Origin of the sequence: Akkermansia sp., assembly GCF_020860705.1 — a bacterium.
Classification (GTDB): Bacteria; Verrucomicrobiota; Verrucomicrobiia; order Verrucomicrobiales; family Akkermansiaceae; genus Akkermansia.
This window is the reverse complement of sequence record NZ_JAJBTT010000051.1, coordinates 27,479-46,299: the sequence shown is the minus strand read 5'-3', so window position 1 is coordinate 46,299 and position 18,821 is coordinate 27,479. Positions and strand designations below refer to the sequence as shown.

Annotated in this window: 3 protein-coding genes; all 3 read right to left on the bottom strand. The window is 59.0% G+C overall.

The genetic code is table 11. From position 1 onward, the window contains the following. Window positions 1-98 precede the first annotated feature (98 nt). The 3 genes from LIO64_RS11805 to LIO64_RS11795 all read right to left on the bottom strand — a co-directional run bounded on the left by LIO64_RS11805 (window position 99) and on the right by LIO64_RS11795 (window position 18,281). Window positions 99-743, bottom strand: coding sequence for a hypothetical protein (locus LIO64_RS11805; RefSeq protein WP_290549650.1), 645 nt, complete (start codon window positions 741-743; stop codon window positions 99-101). Next, a complete protein-coding gene (locus tag LIO64_RS11800) occupies window positions 730-2,130 on the bottom strand; it encodes a site-specific integrase (protein ID WP_290549649.1) in 1,401 nt (466 codons plus the stop codon). Before LIO64_RS11800 ends, LIO64_RS11805 begins: the two co-directional genes overlap by 14 nt. Before the next feature lie 191 nt (window positions 2,131-2,321). After that, window positions 2,322-18,281, bottom strand: a complete 15,960-nt coding sequence (locus LIO64_RS11795; protein ID WP_290549648.1) for an autotransporter outer membrane beta-barrel domain-containing protein — start codon at window positions 18,279-18,281, stop codon at window positions 2,322-2,324. Window positions 18,282-18,821 lie beyond the last annotated feature (540 nt).

Below are 18,821 nucleotides of genomic sequence, written 5' to 3'. Positions count from 1 at the left end.
GTAAACAGGGTAAAAATGGAAAAGTTCTACATGGACGCATGCACATACCTGTCCAAAAGGTCAACTCCTGACTGCAAGGAATCAAAGAGCAAGACGTTTCATGACTTCCGGGGACGCCCACGGGGAAGCTTCGGAGGAGGATTGAAGGGTTCCATTGTTTCCAGCTTCAGAACAAATCGGCCTTTTGCAGGCATCCCAAGACGATAGATTATAGCCTCAATGATGCGGTTTCTCCAACCATAGGGCGGTTTCACCTGAACACCTTTAATGCCTTTCCTGGGCATCAGACGCCACAAAAGCCGATCTCCTACTGAATCCCTTAAAGCGGAGTAGCCTTCAATCTCTTTCAGTTCCCGGCTCAACTGCTCATGGATAGAAATCCGCAGTATGTATTGCCTTAACTCTGATGGTGTAGGTAATCTCTTATACTCTCGTAAATAGTTACAAACTTGATGGCGCGCTTCACCGGCTTTTCCTTCCATGCTTAGTTGAACCAAAATAGAATCCACCTTTTGTTTGAACATCACTTCCCCGGATCCCGGATTCTTCACATCCCAGGCAATTACATAAACAGAAGGAACCCAGATAAACCTTGCCCAAGGGGAAGAGTTCCATTCTGAATAAGTTTCGTCTTGTTTTAAGTACAATCTTCCTGCGGCAATCCACCGGTTCCCCCCTTGGCGGTGGCATTCCAGCACATAACGCAATTCCTTTCCCCACGGAAACGGCTTAGGCTTTGTCATTCTCCTCCTTTTCCGGATAAACCTTGAACCACGCCTCTGCCTCATCTTTACGCCGGGCCTGTCTGTAGTGCTTCTCCATGACGGCAACGGAATTGCCCAGCCATGCCGCCACCCTCGGGTAATCCTCATACAAGGCGCAGGCATAGGAAGCGAAGGAATGCCGTAAGGCATCATGTTTCCACTCCACCCCGGCCTCTTTTAAAGCGTCAATGGTACGCCTCTGTGTCCATTCCCGGCGTTGTGGCGTATCTCCCGGCACAATGTGCCCGACAGAAGGTATTCCCGCCTTTAAGGCCCATTCCAGCCATTGCTTACAGACATCCGGCAACGGCACAAATCGTGCACGTCCCGTCTTGGACTTACCATGATGAACCTTCACCAGATTTCCCTTCATGTCTATATCCTCCCAAGACAGGCGGGAAAGTTCCCGTGGACGGATTCCGCAAAACGCTCCCAAGACTAGCCAGGGCACGGCATCAGTCCTTAGCCGTTGCGTTGCTGCAAGGATACTCCGCAGTTCCACTGGGCTGTAAACCTCCCGCAGCGGCTCATCCTCCTGAATATCCGGCAATAGGTCTGAGGGATTTCGGGCAATAACCCCCCGCTTCACCAACCAATTAAGAAAAACATTCAAATGCCGTCTATACCGGGCAATCGTAGTCTTGGAAGGATAACCGCCATTCCTCCCCACAATGGAGTCATGCAAGCGTTCTTCTATTTTCCTCAATGCCATATCATCATCAAAAATAGAAACTCGGGCATTCTGTTCCAATAAAGCAATCATGGCCTCAATCTCCCTTAGCTCGCGGGCAACATTCTCCATGGCTCTTTCACTATTACGCCCCCTGGCTTCTTTTTCTTTGTGGGAGGCAAATTTCAGAAACATTTCTCTAATAGTGGGGCGGACCTCATCCTGCTTTTCCTCCCAAGAAATCACATGATGAATAGCCTTGTCCAGGGTCAGGGAATCCTTGCCCGCCATTAAGCGTGCTTGCCTATGTGCACGCCAAGCAACAATGGCGGCACGTTCCGTAGGGGTAAGTTGAAAGCTTTTTCCTTCCTCCTCTACCAGGGAGACAATTTCCTCATACCTCTGTACGGCCGCCATGCGTGAAGAAAAGGTTTCCATCTTCTTTCCCCCGGAAAGAGTATTCACGATACGCCAACGCATTGGCTCTCCCTGTCCCTTGGAGTAGGAGCCAATGCGAATGCCTCTGATCCGTTTTTCCGGCTTGCATCCCCCGTCATTCCAAATACTCTTTTCTCTGCTCATGCGTTCCCAAGCGTTCCTGTTTGTTGATATGAATTGTTGCTCTTTTCTCCTTCGAATAGCAAGAGAAAATTGCACCATTTTAGCACCACCAAATTTTAAATCACTGTAAATCAAATATAAACAAGGGCCTCATAATCCCTTGGTCGTAGGTTCGAACCCTACCGGGCCTACCAAAACAAATCCATGCAAGCTTTTAACTTGCATGGATTTTCCTTTTCCAGACCAGACTGTCTGAAAACCACCGGGAGCAGGCCCCTCCTGAAAGAAGGAGAAGGCCTCGCCGGCACAAACGGGACACCGGGCCGTCAGAACTGGTAACGGTAACCCAGATTGATTCCCCAGGGCATGGTGTATTTTTTGCCGAAGGCGGCGTCATAGCTGAAGTGAAGCTGGTTGCGCGCATCCATCTGCCAGATGACGCCGGCCCCGCACCGGAAGACGGAGCCGTCCATGTTGGGCCGCCATTGGCCGTCCCCGGTGTTGATGCGGCCCCCGCTGCTGGTCTGCTGGATGCCCTCCGCCGTCACGTACGGCTGCAAGACACCGTGTTCCCCAACGCTGAAGGTGCGGCCCAGGTTGACTCCGTAGCGGAAGTTCAATACATCCGTGCTGCTCAGGCTGGTCTGGAAGGGATTGGCCCCCGTGGTGCAGTAGCCGGCCCCTTCTCCGTGGAAGTAATTGAGCTGGAGCTGCGGTTCAATGAACCAGTCATTCTTGAACCTGAACATTTTACCCACTTCTATGGAGGAGCCTGCCGCCCACTGGGTGTAGTCCCCGCTGGTACGGTTGAAGCTTTCATCGTAAGCCCTGAAGTCATGATACAGGTGCTGCGCCTTGACTACCAGGTCCACGTAGTAACCGTGCCGGTTGATCCAGGTGCCGTAACCGCCGAAATAGAAGCTGTCCGTATCTCCCTTCGCTCCCGGCGCCCGGAAGTCCTTGCGCGCACCCCCGTACCCGGCAAAGAGCCCGGTGTACAGGCGGTTGTGCGGATCAAGCTGCCAGCCCCGGTCCACCCCGATGTCGGAACCGTAGACGTAGTCGCGGTAACTGGAACCGGTGGCTCCGGAACCGACGTTGTACCGGCTGCCGTAGCTGCGTATCCAGAAGTTGTCCACCCAACTGCCGCTCAGGGGGCCGTTCATGCGCAGGTCCCCCATTCTCCGGGTCAGCGTATCCGTCTGGGTAAACCAGAGCAGGCTGATGTCCGAGATGCCCAGGATGCTTTTGCCGGTGTCGTTGACATCGCCGGACGGATCCTTGGAATAGTCATAGACCAGGAACCAGTCTTCCTTGTGATTGCCTTCCGCGTCCCCGGCCTGGACCACCGCCTTTCTCATGCGCACGTCCGTGCTCCCGTGGAAGGAGGCTTCTCCGTCCGCGGTCCCGGTGTTTGTTCCGTCCACGTCCACCAGCTTCAGGGAGAAGGTCCGGGCATCCGTCAGGTCGGTCAGAGCGTCGCGCTTGATGATGATATGGTAGGAACCGGAAACGGAACCGCCCACCTTGATCATGTCCGTTTTCATGGACGCCAGGCTGACGTTCATCCGGAAGGAGCCGGAAATGTCGCCGTCGTTGTCCATGTTTCCGGTAATGGTCAGCGTCTTGAAGCCGTCGCCGTCCATGAAGTCGATGACGCCGCTGTTCCGCAGATTCGTCAGGGTGGAATCCGCCGTCATGTTCCAGGTGCTGGTGCCGTCCACGGCCAGGGAGGCCGGGTCAATCATGCCCGTCAGGGCAGTGCCGTCCGCCAAGCGCATGCTCACCGCGGATTCCGGGGCGGCATGCACGTCGCCCCGCACGTCCTTCACGTTGCTGAAAACGGCATTCAAGGAGCCGCTGCCCCTGGCGTCCAGCAGGAGCTGGCCGTCACGGCCCACCGTGTAACCGGTCATGTTCCTGACATGGAGTTCTCCCGTGGCTTCCTCCGCAGAGAAAAGGGTTTCACCGCTGCTGCCGATGTTTCCGCCGTCAATGTTGACGCGGGAATCCCCCTTGATCGTGACGAGCGGCTTGTTGGCGTGGGCGGAAGCGCCGTTCATGGTCAGCACGCCTTCTTCCACCGTGGTGCCCTGCTCATGCAGAATGCGGCCGCCCTGGAGGGTTAATTCCCCGGCGCCCGTTTTCACCATGGTTCCGGCCCCCAGCAGGTCTCCGCGGTAGGTGCTGTCCGCATCCGCCGCATTGCGGAGCCGAAGGGTGCCTTCACCGTTGAAGAGCACCTGTCCGCCGCCCGTCAGGCTGTTGACGTTCTGGTTGGTGCCGTTCATATCGAACGTCGATCCGTGCCCCAGGACAAGCTGCCTGCTTTCCCCGATGATGTGGTCCGTGGCGGTTTCCGCCCGCAGCGTGGTTCCGTCCGTGACGGTGGTGATTCCGGTGAAGGTATTGCCGCTGTGGGAAAGGGAGACCACCTTGTTATTGTTTCCGGATGCGTGAACGGTCAAATGCCCTGTTCCGGCAATGTGCGCGGAGAGGTCAGCCGCCGCGCCTGTGGCATCTTCATTGTCCAGCACCAGCGTTTTGCCGTCCTGGATGTCCACCTGCGTCAGAATGTACCCCACATACAGGCCGTCCCGTTCCGCACCCAGGCTGATGCCGTAGTTGTAATGCCCCGTCGCGACAGCTTCGCCGCCATGTCGCACGGAAACCATCTGTTCGGTGGCGTCCATCGGCATGACGGCGCCGGAATCGCTGTCCACAACTTCCAAGGAAGCGGAGCCCCCCTGCGCGTGCCCTGCGGCGGTTTCCACCAGCTTGACGGGAGCCAGCTCCCTTCCGTCCGGGTCAAAGGCCATGGAGGGGTCTTCATGGGTCAGCAGGTTGGCCGTCGTGGAGACGGTCGTGTCAATGCCGGTCAGCAGGCACGCGTCCACCTTCACCGTTCCGCCCGCCACCGTCAGCGTGCCGTTGGAGGCCACCAGGGAAACATGGTCCGCGGAAAGCCCCGGATGTCCCCCCGTGTGCTGAACGCAGGAGAAGTCCAGCTCGCCCCCGCGGAGCGCCAGCCCTCCCAGGGCATTTTGGCCCCTCCCCTGCCCCACGACGGCGTGGCTGCCATCCGCCAGTTCCAGTGTGGCTCCGGCAAGAGCCCGCACATTGCTGCTGTCCTGCCCGTCCAGCTTGAACGTGGCCGTCCCCATCGTGACGGTTCCTGTAAAGTTCCGGCCCGTATCGGCGGCATGGGATTCCCCGAAGACGAATTCCTCCGTTTCAGAGGAAAGATTGACCGCCAGATTCCCGGAACCCGCCAAGGCATTATGCCAGAGGTAAACGTTCCCTTCCGCCGGAACGGCGCTGTGAAGGGTCAGGGTGCCGTTCAGCACTACACCCGCACTGGCGCCCAGATTGGCTGCCCGGGTGATGGAAACGGCAGCTCCCGCCTCCACGTTCCACAAGGCTCCGTTTTCCCCGTCAAACTCCGAATTGTCCCCGGAAAGGAGCACGTCCGCTCCGGAGAACACGTTTACCCTGCCGGTTCCGCTGATATCTCCGGAAAGGATGAGGGAAGAGCCCGCCACGTTTACCGTTCCGCCATTGGCAATCCGGTTGACGAATTCTCCCGCAGCCTTTTCCCCCAGCGTCAGGACGCCGGAGGCCGTTTCCACGGAGATCTGCCCGGTTCCCGCTCCCAGGACGTGTTCCAGCCTGATTTCTCCGGCTTCTATGGAAGTAGAGCCCGTGCGATTGTTTTCCATATTCAGGACCACTGTGCCCTCTCCCTTCTTGACGAGTTCCCCCGCGTCCGTACCGTTGTCAGTCAACCGGTTGGAAAGGTTCCATTCCGCGCCTTTTGTGGCGTCCAGTTCCAAAACGCCGCCAATGCTGACGGCGGCCTGTCCCAGCGTGCCGGAGCCGGCAGCCGTGAGGCGGGAGGACACGTCAATCGTGAATGACGAACCGGTCCCCAGCCGCGAATTGTCTCCGGACAGCGTCCATTCCGAATTCGTCAGGCGGATGGCCGCACGTTCTCCCTGAAGCGTTCCGCTCTGGGTGCCGCGGCTGTTGACCAGGTTCAGGACGCCGCCGGGTTCGGACCCGAAGGTGACCGTATTGGATAGATCGCCGGAGGCGGCAGCCGTGATGGACAGTTCCCCATCCAGACGGATGGCGCCTGTTCCCAATCCCTTGAAGTCCGTCAGCCGGGCCGCATTCCCCGCCTGAATGTCCACGGCGGCATTCAACTGGCCGTTGGCTCCCCGGACAACCGTCGTCGTTCCGTCGCCGCCCAGGGTGATGCGCCCCTGGCCTGCCAAAACGCTCTCCCCTTCCAGGGAACCCCCGCCCAGCAGGGAGAGATCCCCTCCGGTCGTCCCACCCAGGTGCAGGAAACTTCCGTTGGCGACGGTCATTTCCCCGGCGATAGCCAGGGTGCCTCCTTCCAGCAGAATACTGCTGCCGTGGTCCACGGTTGCCGTTCCGCCCAGCGTGGCCTGGCCGCCTTGAAGGTTCATCAGAGCGTCATTGTCCAGCACAGCGGCTCCCGTGAGAACGAGCCTGCCGGAAGCATTTCCCAGGTCCACCGTACTGCCGGAGAGGGCGGCTGAGCCGCGCACTTCCAGTTGTCCCCCGTTTATCAGGAGTTCCGCTCCGGCTCCGGTCATGGTCAGGCCGCCGATGAAATGGCGGTCCCCGGTCTGGGTCTTGCCGTTCATGTCCACCTTCGTTCCGGCGGCCAGTTCCAGCTCACTGGTATTGCCAAAGGCGTTGTTGGCGCCGTAGGTGACTTTTCCCCTGCTCACCAGGGTTTTGCCCGTGTAGTTATTGGCGGCGTTGGCGATGATGATGCCGTGTTCCCCGTCGTCAAAGGCGTGGAATTCAAAGCCTCCTCCCACGGAAGGCGCTCCGGCTTCCTCTCCCCTGGCCGTGCTGGTGAGCTGGGCGCCCATCACGTTGCTGCTTTCCGCGGTGTTGGCCAGCTGGTAGAGCGTGCCGGCCGTGTAGGAATTGATGCGGCTCAGGCCGTAGCCCAGATAGATGCCGTTTTCTCCGGAATCCGGGGTGGCGTCCGTCTTCACCGTCATGATGTAGTCATAGACGGCCTCGGCCACTTCCCGTCTGCCGGAGTCAGTCAGCTGCACGTACTGCCTGATGCCCGGATTCCCGGTGACGCTGCCATCCTCATTGGTGAAGGAAAGCTGGGCGCCATGGACGGGCAAAGCCGTGCCTTCCGCCCGCACCACCTGCTGCTGGTAGGCCGCCGCGTCATGGTTGTCGTCAAAGAGGGTGCCTTTGGCATCCGTCACATGGATGGACTGGGGAATGCGCATGGCGACCGTTCCGCCGCCGTCCACATTCAGGTCGTCCACGGTCAGCATGCCTGCCGGGACTCCTTTGGCGTCGGTGCCCACCTTGAGAACGCCTCCGTCCATGGTCAATCCGCCTATCCTGTAATTGCCATCAATGACGGTGGAGCCCCGGCCCGAACCGGAAGTAGAAAGCTCCAGCGTTCCGTGCTGAAGAACGCCCTGGCCGGAAGCATCCGCTGTGGAAAAGGCATACGTTCCGTTCTTCATGTCCAGGGTTCCTGTAAAAGAATTCCCCTCCGGTCCCCGGTCCGTGTCAAAGGAGAACCGGCTGTCCTGCGTACCCAGCACGGCATGGAGAATGCCGTTGCCGTACAGCTTGTTGGCAAACAACAGATCCTCGTCTTCCGCATTCGTTCCGGAGAGGGTTAATTCCCCGCCGTTCAGGAAAATGGAACTGCCCGTGCCGAGATTGTTGAGAACGTGGTCCGGAGAAGCGGCGTTCCGCAGCGTTCCGGAAGCAAGGGCTCCGCCCGTAATTTCCCAGGTGCCCGCAAACGCGCTGTTGTCCGCGTCCAGCGTCACCCCGCGTCCGCTGACCAGAACCGTTTCCGCTGCGGTCCCCGCCAGGCGGTTGAAAAAGGTTTTGTCAGAGAAGGCCAATTCCAGCAGGCTTCCGTCCGCCAGGGTCACCAGTCCGGTGCCCAGGCCGCGGTCCCCTCCCTCCCCAAGCACCACGCGGGTGCCGGAAGCGCGGCGCAAGGCCCCGCCGCCTGTGATGGCGGTACCGCCCGCATACGTATTCTGGCTGTGGATATTCAGCGTGCCTCCTCCGGTAACGGCCAGAATTCCCTGGCCGCTGATGGTTCCGCCCGCCGTAACGGCGCAACCGTTCGTATCCAGAATGCCCCGCTCCTGTCCCAGAGAAATGGCATTGGACCACTGGAGGTCGTTCAGCGCGCGGATGGTGCCGGAACGGCCTTCCATGCTGATCAGGGCGTTCCCGGCGGAGGCGCTCTGCCCCAGCTCCAGAACGGCCCCGTCCTGCAGGTTGACCTGCCGGAAGAAATGATTGCTGCCCAGCAGCGCCAGCGTTCCGTCCGCAACGGAAACGGTTCCCGCGAACGTGTGGTCACGTCCCGAGACGAGCCTTCCCGTTCCCAGCTTTTCCCACGTTCCGGCAGCGGACCCGGCCACCATGTTGTCCAGGGTTCCGTCCGCATTGATTTGCAGCAGTCCTTCCACGGCAATGGAGCCGGCGGAATCCCCCTTGCCCAGAGCATTTGCATGGGTCAGCAGGAGGGTGGCGTCCCGGCCCACCTCCGTCTCAGCCTGTACGGAATCATTGGCCCCGGAAATGGTCAGCATGCCCAGGTTCAAATGAAGCGATCCGGCGCCGGCAAGCGCACCGTCTCCGGAGATGGTGCCGCCCCCGGCGACGGACGGCGCTCCGTCCTCCGTATTCGCGCCGATGGTCAGAACGCCTTCCCCGCCGTTTCCGGTTCCCAGAAAAATGCCGCCCCCGTGGCCGACGCTGACGCCTCCCGTGTAAGCCGCATGGCCGTTCAGGTCAAGCACGGCATTTTCGGAATCCGCGATGAGCAGGGAAGTATGGCGTCCAGCTCCTCCCAGGGCGGAATCGCTGCCCAGGACCAGCCTGGTGCCGTCCTCAATCGTCGTCGTTCCCGTATAGCTGTTGGTTCCGCTCAACAGGATGCCGCGGTCTCCGGCAGCGTCCCTGAAGCTGACATGGCCGGAACCTGTCCTGTTCTCCAGAGCGGGGTCATTCCCGTCCGCCAGCAGGGATTCCAGGGTATAGTCTCCCAGCGCGACGTCCAGTTCACGGGAAATGTCATCCGTATCCAGCACAACCGAAAGGGTGCTCCCGTTGTAAATTTCCACCCGGGAAAGCTCCCGGTAGGCCACCAGGCGCGTTCCGTCCTCCGTGCCTGCCGACCATGAAGTAACGCCGCGGGCAACTTCCGCGCCGCCCTGCACAATCCCCTGCCGCACTGCCTGAAGTTCTGCCTGGGATTTCCCGCCCAGACGCACGCCGGACAGGGTCCACAGATCGCCTCCGGTGACAGCGGTTCCGCTTTCCGCAAGCAGCACCGTTCCCGTTCCGTCAAAGAAGGACAGCCTCCCTCCGTCGTAAACGGCATGTTCACTGAGATTCAGGTTAAAATCCGTATTCTCCGTCAGGGTGATGGAACCGGCCTTCAACCAGGCGGCAGCCTCGTTGTCCGTATCCAGGGCCCAGTTCATTTCCCCGCCGGAAAAATTCACCGTTCCCTGCACCGTTCTGGCGCGCAGGACCGGCTCCTCCTGAGCTACGGCTTGCAGGGAGCCCACGCTACCGGCGGCCGTCTTCAGATGGGAGACGCTGTCCCCGTTCATGAACAGTTCCGTTTGTTCGTCAATCACGTAGGCCGTATTCCGCATTTCCACGGTTCCGGTGAAATCTTTTCCAAGGTCTGCGGCACGGCTGCCGAAGGAGAATTGCAGCGGGCCACCGTTTTCCTTCCGGCGGTTTTCCGAAAGATCAATGACCAGGGTGCCTTCTCCCAGGATATCGTTCACAAGAGTATAGGGAGCGTCCTGGCTGCCGATGTGGAAGACCGCGCCCCCGTTGATGAGAACGGAACCGTTCAGCGCCCCCTCTCCGGTAATTTTAAGAGTGCCGTTTTCCACGACACTGCCGCCGGTATATCCCTGTGCGCCAGTCACCAGTAACGTTCCGTCTCCCCTCTGGATGAGCCTGCCTTCCCCTTCCACCGTTCCCTGGTAATGGATATCGTCACTGCGGTGGAAGGCAAGGGCCGCTCCTGAAGCCACGGTGAGGGAAAGGGAGGGATCGGCCATGGAGAGGATGGAACCGGTCCGGCCTCCATCCCCCAGCTGCAGGGTCCCTCCCTGAACGGAAGTTGCGCCGCGGTAGGTATTCTCTCCGGTAAGCACCAGCGTGCCTGCTCCCGTTTTTTCAACATCGCCGCCGATGATGATTCCCTGCTGGACGGCCGTCTTTCCTTCGTCCACGTTCAGCAGGCCGCTGCCGTTGATGGAGACGGCATTCCCCAGCACAATGCCCTGGCCGTAATCCAGAACAGTGCCATCGTTCATCGTCAGGACTCCGTCTCCCAGGGCTTGGTCGTGGGCCACGGTGAGCGTGCCGCCCTCCAGGATGCTCCCGCCCGTAAAGGCGCTGCTCCCGGACAGGACAAGCTGGCCCGTTCCCCGCTTGACGAGAATTCCCCGCCCGCTGACGCTTCCGGCATAATCCATGCGGTCGCTGTGGTTGAACACGAACTGCGTTCCTGCCGCCAGGCTGGCATCGGCAGAGAAACCGGCTCCTGCCCCGCCGTTGCCCAGCTGCAGAACGCCTTCCCTCACCTCCGCCCCTCCGGTAAAGCTGTTCCGGCCGGTCAGAATCAGGGAGCCACCTCCGGTCTTGACCAGCATGCCCTCTCCGGACATGGCGCCGGCCAGCACGGCATCCGTGGCGGAAGAACCGCTGTCCGCCGTCTGGACAGTCAATGCCGTTCCGGCGGACAGGGAGAAATTATTCATCACTCCGGTCAGGCTGCGGTCAATCCGCAGGGTGGAATCCCCCAGGACCTCAATGGCGCTGCCGGCATTACCCAGGGAGGAATTCCGGGAAATGGCCAGTATTCCTCCTGCCATTTCCGTTCCCCCGGAGTAATTGTTGTCTGCCGACAGCACCAAGGTCCCGCTGTTCAGGCGGACTCCGCGGGACAGCGTATTGTCCAGTGTACTACGCCATTCCAAGAGTCCCAACCCTCCCTTAGTTATGTTGCCGTCACAGGAGAAATGATGGCCGTCGCCGATAATCAGCGAGGCTGAAGAAGCTACCGTGATCACCACGTCCCCGGCAATGCGGCTGGAATTGCCGCCGCGGTGGTCCAGCAAAAGAGAATGGGAGCCGTCTATGGCGACGTTTCCGCTCATGACAACTTCATTACTGAGCGTCCGGTCCTGCCGCCAGGCTTCCAGCGCACCACCCCGCAGCGTCAGAACGCCCGTGCCTGCGGCTCCGGAAGAAACGCTCTGGTTGGTCAGGCGTTCGTCCTGGTTGATCCGCAGCGTGCCTTCATTCAGGACGAATCCCCCGCTGAACGTGCTGTTGCCGCTCAACGTCAGGACGCCGCCGCCGTTTTTGCTGATCCTGTATGTGGAAGCACTGGCATGGAAAACGGTCCCGCTGATTTCCAGGTCCGCCCCTTCCTCGTTGGAAATCTTCAAATGGCTGTCCAGGCGGATATTGGTGGAAATAAGGGCGTCTGAATTGCCCGTCATTTCAATCCCGGCGTCGAATCCGGATTCGGGCGTCTGGGCCAGAACCAGAGTGATGCCGCCGACGGAGCCCCTGATTTCAAACTGCTGGTTCCGCGTACCGCTGAATTTCAGGTCGCCCACGGTCCGGTCCGCCGTCAGTACGGCGACGGTACTGGAATCAAGCGTTTCATTGCCGAACGTGACGGAAGCGTTGATAATATTCGGCACCTGGCCGTCCTTCCAGTCTCCCTGGTCGTCCCAGGAACTGCCCCGGGCGCCCGTCCAAACGTAGGTGGCGGCGTACGGCAGAATCTCGTAATGGCCGTCCACCCAGACAATCCGGGCTCCGGTGCTGTATCCTTCAAAGGAAATATTGCCGATGTACTTGGGGCTGTCCGCGCCGTAGCCGGTCAGCAGAAGCTGGCTTCTTCCCCCGCCGGCGATGTTGCCCTTCCAGCCCTTGATGATGAGCGTACCGTTTTCATCCCAGTCTCCCAGGTGTCCCGCTTCCATCACCACGTTTCCGGAGGCGGCCGTGCCGCCGAAGTCCAGCGTGGACATGGAGGAACTGCCCAAAGACAGGGTGCTTCCCGTTCCCAGGGACTGGCTCATCCTGTTCAGGGCCAGCGTTCCTCCGTTGAACGTCATGTCCGTCACGGAGCCCAGCGCCTTTTCCAGGGCCAGGTTCAGCGTGCCTGAAAGCAGGGTGACGTCCCCGCCCATGTACGCCCTGAGCGTAACGTTCCTGTCCCCGGCGTCAACGACGATCCGGCTGCCGCCGCTCGCAGAAATCATGCCCTGCCCGGCCTGTCCGTTCCTGCCTGCCAGGGTCTGGTCAAAGGCCGTTCCGTCCCCCTTGCGGCCTAGCAGAAGACTGCCTCCGCCGGTGACCTCAAACGTTCCGCGCGCCATTTCAAAAAGGCCGTCTTCCAGATAAACGTTCTTCTTCTGGTCGCCCGTGCGCACCAGCAGAAGCCCGTTGAGTCCGTTCAGCAGGATTTCCCCCTGGCCGAAGGGGGTGATGCGGTTGTCGTCCGCCATCGCGCCGATGACCATGTCCTTGTCCACCAGCGTGGTGGTAACCAGGCCGTAATTGCCGATGACCAGCGCGTAATGGCTGCTGTCCGGATCATAGCCCGTACCGAGGAAGCGGCTGCCGTGGCCGTCATCCGTATAACCTGAAAACGTTTTGGTGCCCAGCAACTCCAATTCTCCCCCCCGGCCGTCCTGCCAGGCCTTGTAATTGGTGGCATTGCCGTCCGCCAGAATACCGCCGTTGGTCAGGTCGTGCGTTTCCGCGAAGGAAACGATCACGCTGTTGTAAATCCTGCTGTTCCACCCGGTTTCCGTACTGTTGACCGTGAATTTCCGCTGGTTGTAGGAAAGCCCGTCGTTCAGATCGGAAGCTCCCGTACCGTTCAGGTTCAGGGTAACGGTTCCTCCCGGTTGTGTCCCGCCGGGAAGGCCTCCTTCCTCAACCAGGGAGGAAAAGATAAGCCCTGCATGGAAACGGAACAGGTTGCCGAGCGTGCGCACGGACCGCCCCGCTTCCCCCGAATAAGCCTCCAAGCAGGATTGGGAAGCCGCCGTGGCGCTGGTCCAGGCGTAAACGCCTATGGCCTGGTCTCCCAGCACATTGTCGGCGCCGAGGGACACGCGTCCTTCCAGACTATTATAATCGTATTCTTTTACTCCGATGCTAAAATCCTTGAAAACGTTGTCCGGATTGGAGAAACGGACGAACTCGGTCCCCCGCACCGCGACGGCAGCCTGGGAGGCGTCCACGCGGGAATTGATAATCAGCATGGTGGGAGTCTGCCCCCCGGCATAATACTGCCCGGTGTACAGGGTTCTGTCCGTGGAGCCGAAATCCAGGGAATGGACGGAATCCAGAGTCAGGGAGCCTTTGCCCCCCATGAATCTCAAATCTTCCGAGGTTCCCAGTTCAATATCATTGTGAAGGACGTAATGAACAGCGGTAGTGGCGTCAGGCGAGTAAACGCCCAGACTGTGGTAACGTCCGTTGCCGAAAAAGATGGTTCCCGTGCCCAGGGGGCCGGACTTGATGCCCGCCTCCGGATGGGCCGGATCGTTCAGGATGCTGCTGGAACCTACCTTGAGTGTGACTGTCCCGCCTCCCGTCCCGGTGACGCCTCCGGAAAAAGTGTTCTGTCCCAGAAAAACGCCCGTGAGGGAAGTAGTGGACGTGGTTTTGAACTCCAGCATGGAGGGGACGTTTCCGTCCGCGTCCGCAACCGTGTAATTCTCTCCGAAGGTCAGCGTGGCCCCGAAATCCGCGGAAACCGTCTGGCGCGGGCCGTACAGGAAGCCGTCCACATCGGAAGCGTCGGCATCGTTGAACGTAATATTGCCGATGAGAATCCAGGATTTGCCGTCATCGCCGTTCGTGGCTTTCAAATGAAGATCGTTTCCTACCGTCCGGGTCGTATTGCCGACGAGGTCCTTCCCTCCGAAGCGGCCTTCTCCGTCCACGGTATAGGAACCCGTCCCCAGCGCGTGGTCATGCGTGATCTCCAGCCTTCCGCCTCTCTGGATGACGCCTCCGGTGAACGTGTTGTCTCCCTGGAGGCTGATGGTATTCAAAGAACCCTTGGAAGCGCTCCCCTCCAGAATCAGGGCGCCGGAAGAACCGTCGGCCGTGTTGCCGATCCGTCCGCTCAGCACAAGTGTCTGGTTGTAGGCGCTGTGGCTGACCAGCAGTCCGTTGGAGCCGATGACCATGTCGGCCCGGATGTCGGGAGACATGGCTCCAGCCATGAAAATCTTGGCGGGAGCGTTTCCCAGCCCTTCCCACGTCAACACCTCCCGTTGACTGTCAGAGGAGGAATCAATGGAAAAATTCGTGGATTTGGCTCCTTCAAAATTGATCTGGGAAAGAGTGACGTCCTCCGTCAGCAAAATCGTCTTCTGGTCCAGCTCCGTATCCTGGTCCCGGAAAATAGCAATATTGCCGCGGGCGACCGGCACCTTGCCGCCGAACCAATTGGCGGTAAGCGACCAGGACCGGCTGTCAGTTCCCCCGCCGCCAGTCCATTCAAAAGCGGCGTCTCCGTTCGGAAGCAATTCCCATTTCTTCAAATCCTCATGGTAATAAAGCTCCGCCCCGCGGGTGTATCCGGTAAAAGCCACCTGGTTGAGCTGGTCCGCCGTCAGGGCGTTTGCCGTCAAAAACCAGACATGTTCCGATGAAACGTCCGGACTGCCCGGCGTATTCCAGGTACCGGAGGTATTTTCTATATTGAGTAGGTAGGGCAATCCGCTGCTGGTGCCCCAGGAACCGACTTTGCTGAAGGTCAACTCCCCGCCGGAACCCAGCTCCATGGTAGCGGCACCGTTGATGGTCAGCGTGCTGAACGTATTGCTGCCCCCCTGCGAGCTGATAATGGAGCCTCCGTACAAATCCAGAGTGGCGTATTCCCCTGCACGCAGTCCCTGAATCTGGTTGTCCCGCGTCAAGGCGAGCCGCCCGCTGGAAAGCCTTACATTGGAGGCGCTGACATGGTTGATTGAGTCCTCCAAGGTGGAGGTATAACCTATTCCGTTGATCATCAACCTTAAAAGCCCATCCAAACTAACCTCGCCGCCGTTCAGGGAGCGGACGGAGACATTTCCTGCCACAGAACCCGAATCATGGCGGTCCATGCTCAGGATCAGGGTGGAGGATCCGCTGTTGAGAAAATCGACCTGCCCTATCTTCAAGACCTGCCTGCCGTAGGAATTGATGGTCATGGAACCTCCGAAGTTGACGTCGCTCAGCCGGACCTCCTGCGACTTTCCCTGCAGCCACACGGTGCCGCCGCTTCCGGAAACGGTGACTCCGTTCCGGAAATCCACAATCGTCTGCTCACCGCCCCGGATGTAAAAATTGCCGCTGCTCGCAAAAGTAATATTTCCCGTTCCGGCGTAATTGGCATTATCCTGGCGTTCCCCGAACACCATGTAATTCAATCCGTCCGTGCCGGTGGCGTCCGCCGCGTACAGCGTATTGCCGTGCAGGGTCAGGCCGCCGCTGAAATCGTTGTTATTGGAAAAATTGTAAATGCTCACCACTCCACCCGTGGGCGGCCCCAGTACCAGCCCCCCTTCGCCTTGAAGGTCACGGCCTTCCTTGAAATACAGGCTGCCGCTGCCGGAAATGGTCAACACGCGGCTGAGATGAACCGCGTCCCTGGCGGAATCACCGGAAGAAATGAACGTTACGGTGCCCTGGGCAAGCCTGAAATCATTATTGATGACAAGCCGGTTGCGGAGTTCCGCGGAATTGCCGTTGCGGCCCAGCGCTCCGCCCTCGATAATCAGGGAGCCGGTGCCCAGCACGCCGTTATCGGTCAACATCAGTGTTCCGGACTCCAGAATGACGTCCCCGTGGTAATCCGTGTTATCCTTCTTCCGGAGTTCCAGAATGCCGGATTCGCCTGTGATCACCAAATTTCCGTTCCCCTGCAGGGCGCCGAATATCTGCATCTTGCTGTTTTTACCGATGAACTTCAGGCCGTTCTCTCCGATCAGAATATTATTGGAAATGCTGTAAGCATTGTTTTGAATGCCCATGTACAATTCCGCCTGGCTGCCGTTGTTGTCAAAAACCAGAACGTCGTTCCCGCTGAGGGAAAAGGACCCGGCCACGTCGTCCGCAATGGTCATCCTCCCGACGACAAATTGTCCCGACGGGGAGTTCAGCTTAATGCTTTTGCCCCGCAAATAGGGGTCAAGATTGGCAAACACCATCTCCGCTCCCGCTCCGGAAGGCGCCCGGTTGGCATCCCAGTTCCCGCCGAAAACGGCATTCGTATTGGTGGACTTGCTGATTCCTTCGCCCAGGTAGGCCTGCCCGGTCCACGTATAAACACCCTCCGTATTCAGGGAGGAGGGGCGCAACTCATACGCGTCTCCCCGCGCGACAACCTCAAGGGCCATTTCATCGTTGTAGCCCAGGAAATGCACCCGGGAAAACCAGGATTCCCCGCTGACGTCATGGTTGAAAAGAATCTGGTCGTGCCCGTCCTGCCAGCCTTCCAGCACCAGGTGCCCGGCGCCTCCGGAAAGGCTGTTGCCGGTAAAATGCAGAATGCCGCCGCCCGAACCTGTTCCATTGCTCAGCACGATGGTGGACCTGTCCGCCCAGACGGTGCTGGAAGTCCAGGACAAATCTGAAAAGGAGGCGGAAAATCCCCGCGTATCCAGCGTGGAGGTTGTCCCCAGGGAAAGGGACGGCTCTCCCCCCACCTGTCCGTCCGCGCCCAAGATCAATTTGGAATGGTTGGAAATAGAGGCTTTCCCGGCAAACAGGCCGCCTAGGGAGGAATCCAGCGTGACGGTATCCCCGGAAAGCTCTTGGAAACCGAATGTCAGCTTGCCAAAAGAGCCTTGCAGGCCGGAGCCGTACAAAGTAGAGGAGGAACCGAACTGGACATTGGGAAGATGGGACGCAGTCCCCTCGTCAAAGTACACGTCTCCCCGCAGAATGAACAGGGTGGGAGTAATTCCGGCGGTTCCGCCGTCCAGTTCCGCGCCTTCCTCCAGATGCACGGACGCGCGATTCATCAGCTCAAAAACGCCGCCGCGGTCCAGGCTGACCCCTCCCCGGATATAAACGGCAAGCCCGACATCCGGTGAAAGTTCCAGCCTGCTGTTCTCTCCGATGACGGAAAGGGTTCCAGTGCCCAGCGGCAGGGTTTCCCCGTCCTCCGCCGGTCCCCCCAGCACATAATCCGCTCCTCTGGCGGTGATGGCCGCAACGCCGTCCCGGACGGAAAAGGAACTGAACGCATGGCTGGTCCCCTGGATTTCAAAACGTCCCAATCCGGACTTGATGAATCCCCCCGTTCCGGACGTGGCTACGGTGCTGCCGAACACCAGGCTGGCATTCAACTCGGTATCGATGTTTCTGTCTCCGTTCAAATCAATCGTCACCTGGTTGCGGGGCGCAAGCGTAATGGCATGCTGCCCGGTGATATTCAAATTGGTATTCAGCCAGGAAAAATCGTTGGTCAGGACAAGGTCTTTCGTAAGCGCCTGGAGAGACACGACCTGGTTGCGGAGATCGTTGTCGCCCAACACCAGAGCGGCTCCCCCCAGGGACTTGTCGCTTCCCAGGTGAAGAGCGCCTTCATGAAGATGAACTTGCTGAACAGAGCGGTTGTCCGCGGCCAGCACCAGGGTTCCTGCACCGTCCTTGGTCAGCGTATTGATATACGAGGCCTCTCCGCGCATTTCCACGCGGGTGCCGGCGTCCGCATCCACATTCAGGTTGTGATAAAGATTGGAATACGTGCCGTTGAAAATGACGTTGGAGCGTTTGGAAATGATGGTGAAATCCTGGTTGGCGGAAACGGGAACGTTCAGGTTCAGCGTCATATTGCCGTTCAGGGACATGCCGGGATTTTCCTGTCCGAAGTAAATTGTTGCACCGCTTCCTGTCAGCGTCAGCGTCTTCTGATCATCTACCGTACTGATCAGCTGGCTCAGGGAAACGCTGCCGCTGAGCGTGATGCTGGTAGCGGCGGACGGAAGCATGTTGTTGAAAATAACGGAATCGTACTGGGAATAATTCAGCCCCGGCACTGCGGCGGGATTCCAGTTGGCAGCCTCCTTCCAGAAAGCGCTGGAGGAAGTGGAGGACCAGGTGAATTCATCGGCACGGGAAACCGTGGCCATGGCGGCCATCAGCAAGGAGGCGAGAAGAAGCGGCAATCTCAATTTCATAAAGGGAATGGGGTATGTGTTTAAAAATGGGATAGGGGATTTTAAAAGGAAGGGGAGAAAACGGCCTTTACCAGGAGCAAATGCCCATACAGGTATTTGAGCACATGCGAAGTGTTCCGAAGAACAGCATGCGTTCACGTCAAAGGCCCTGGAACGGGCAGCCGGATTCAAGAATCCGCGGATGCAGAAATAAATGCTACTCTACCATCTACAAAAGCCGGGGCGCCTTTCTCCACGTCAGAATTGTTCTACTGGACATAACAAACCTTGTGCCGGGAGGAAGGAGCACAACCGAAAAAAGCCGATGGAGGAAAATCGGCAGCAGGACAAAAAAAACTTTCTCTAAGGGAAAAGTGGAACACCACACGCGTCCCCGCTGGAAAAGCGGAGGAAGCCATCTTTTCCCCGTGGAAGCATAAGAAAAAGGAGGAAACCCAAGGTCCGGATGCACGCTGTAGCCTCCCGGCACGGACATAGCCTGCCGGGAACCATGCACGCAGATGAATGGCGGTATTCCCATATCTGTGCTGACCGAAACCG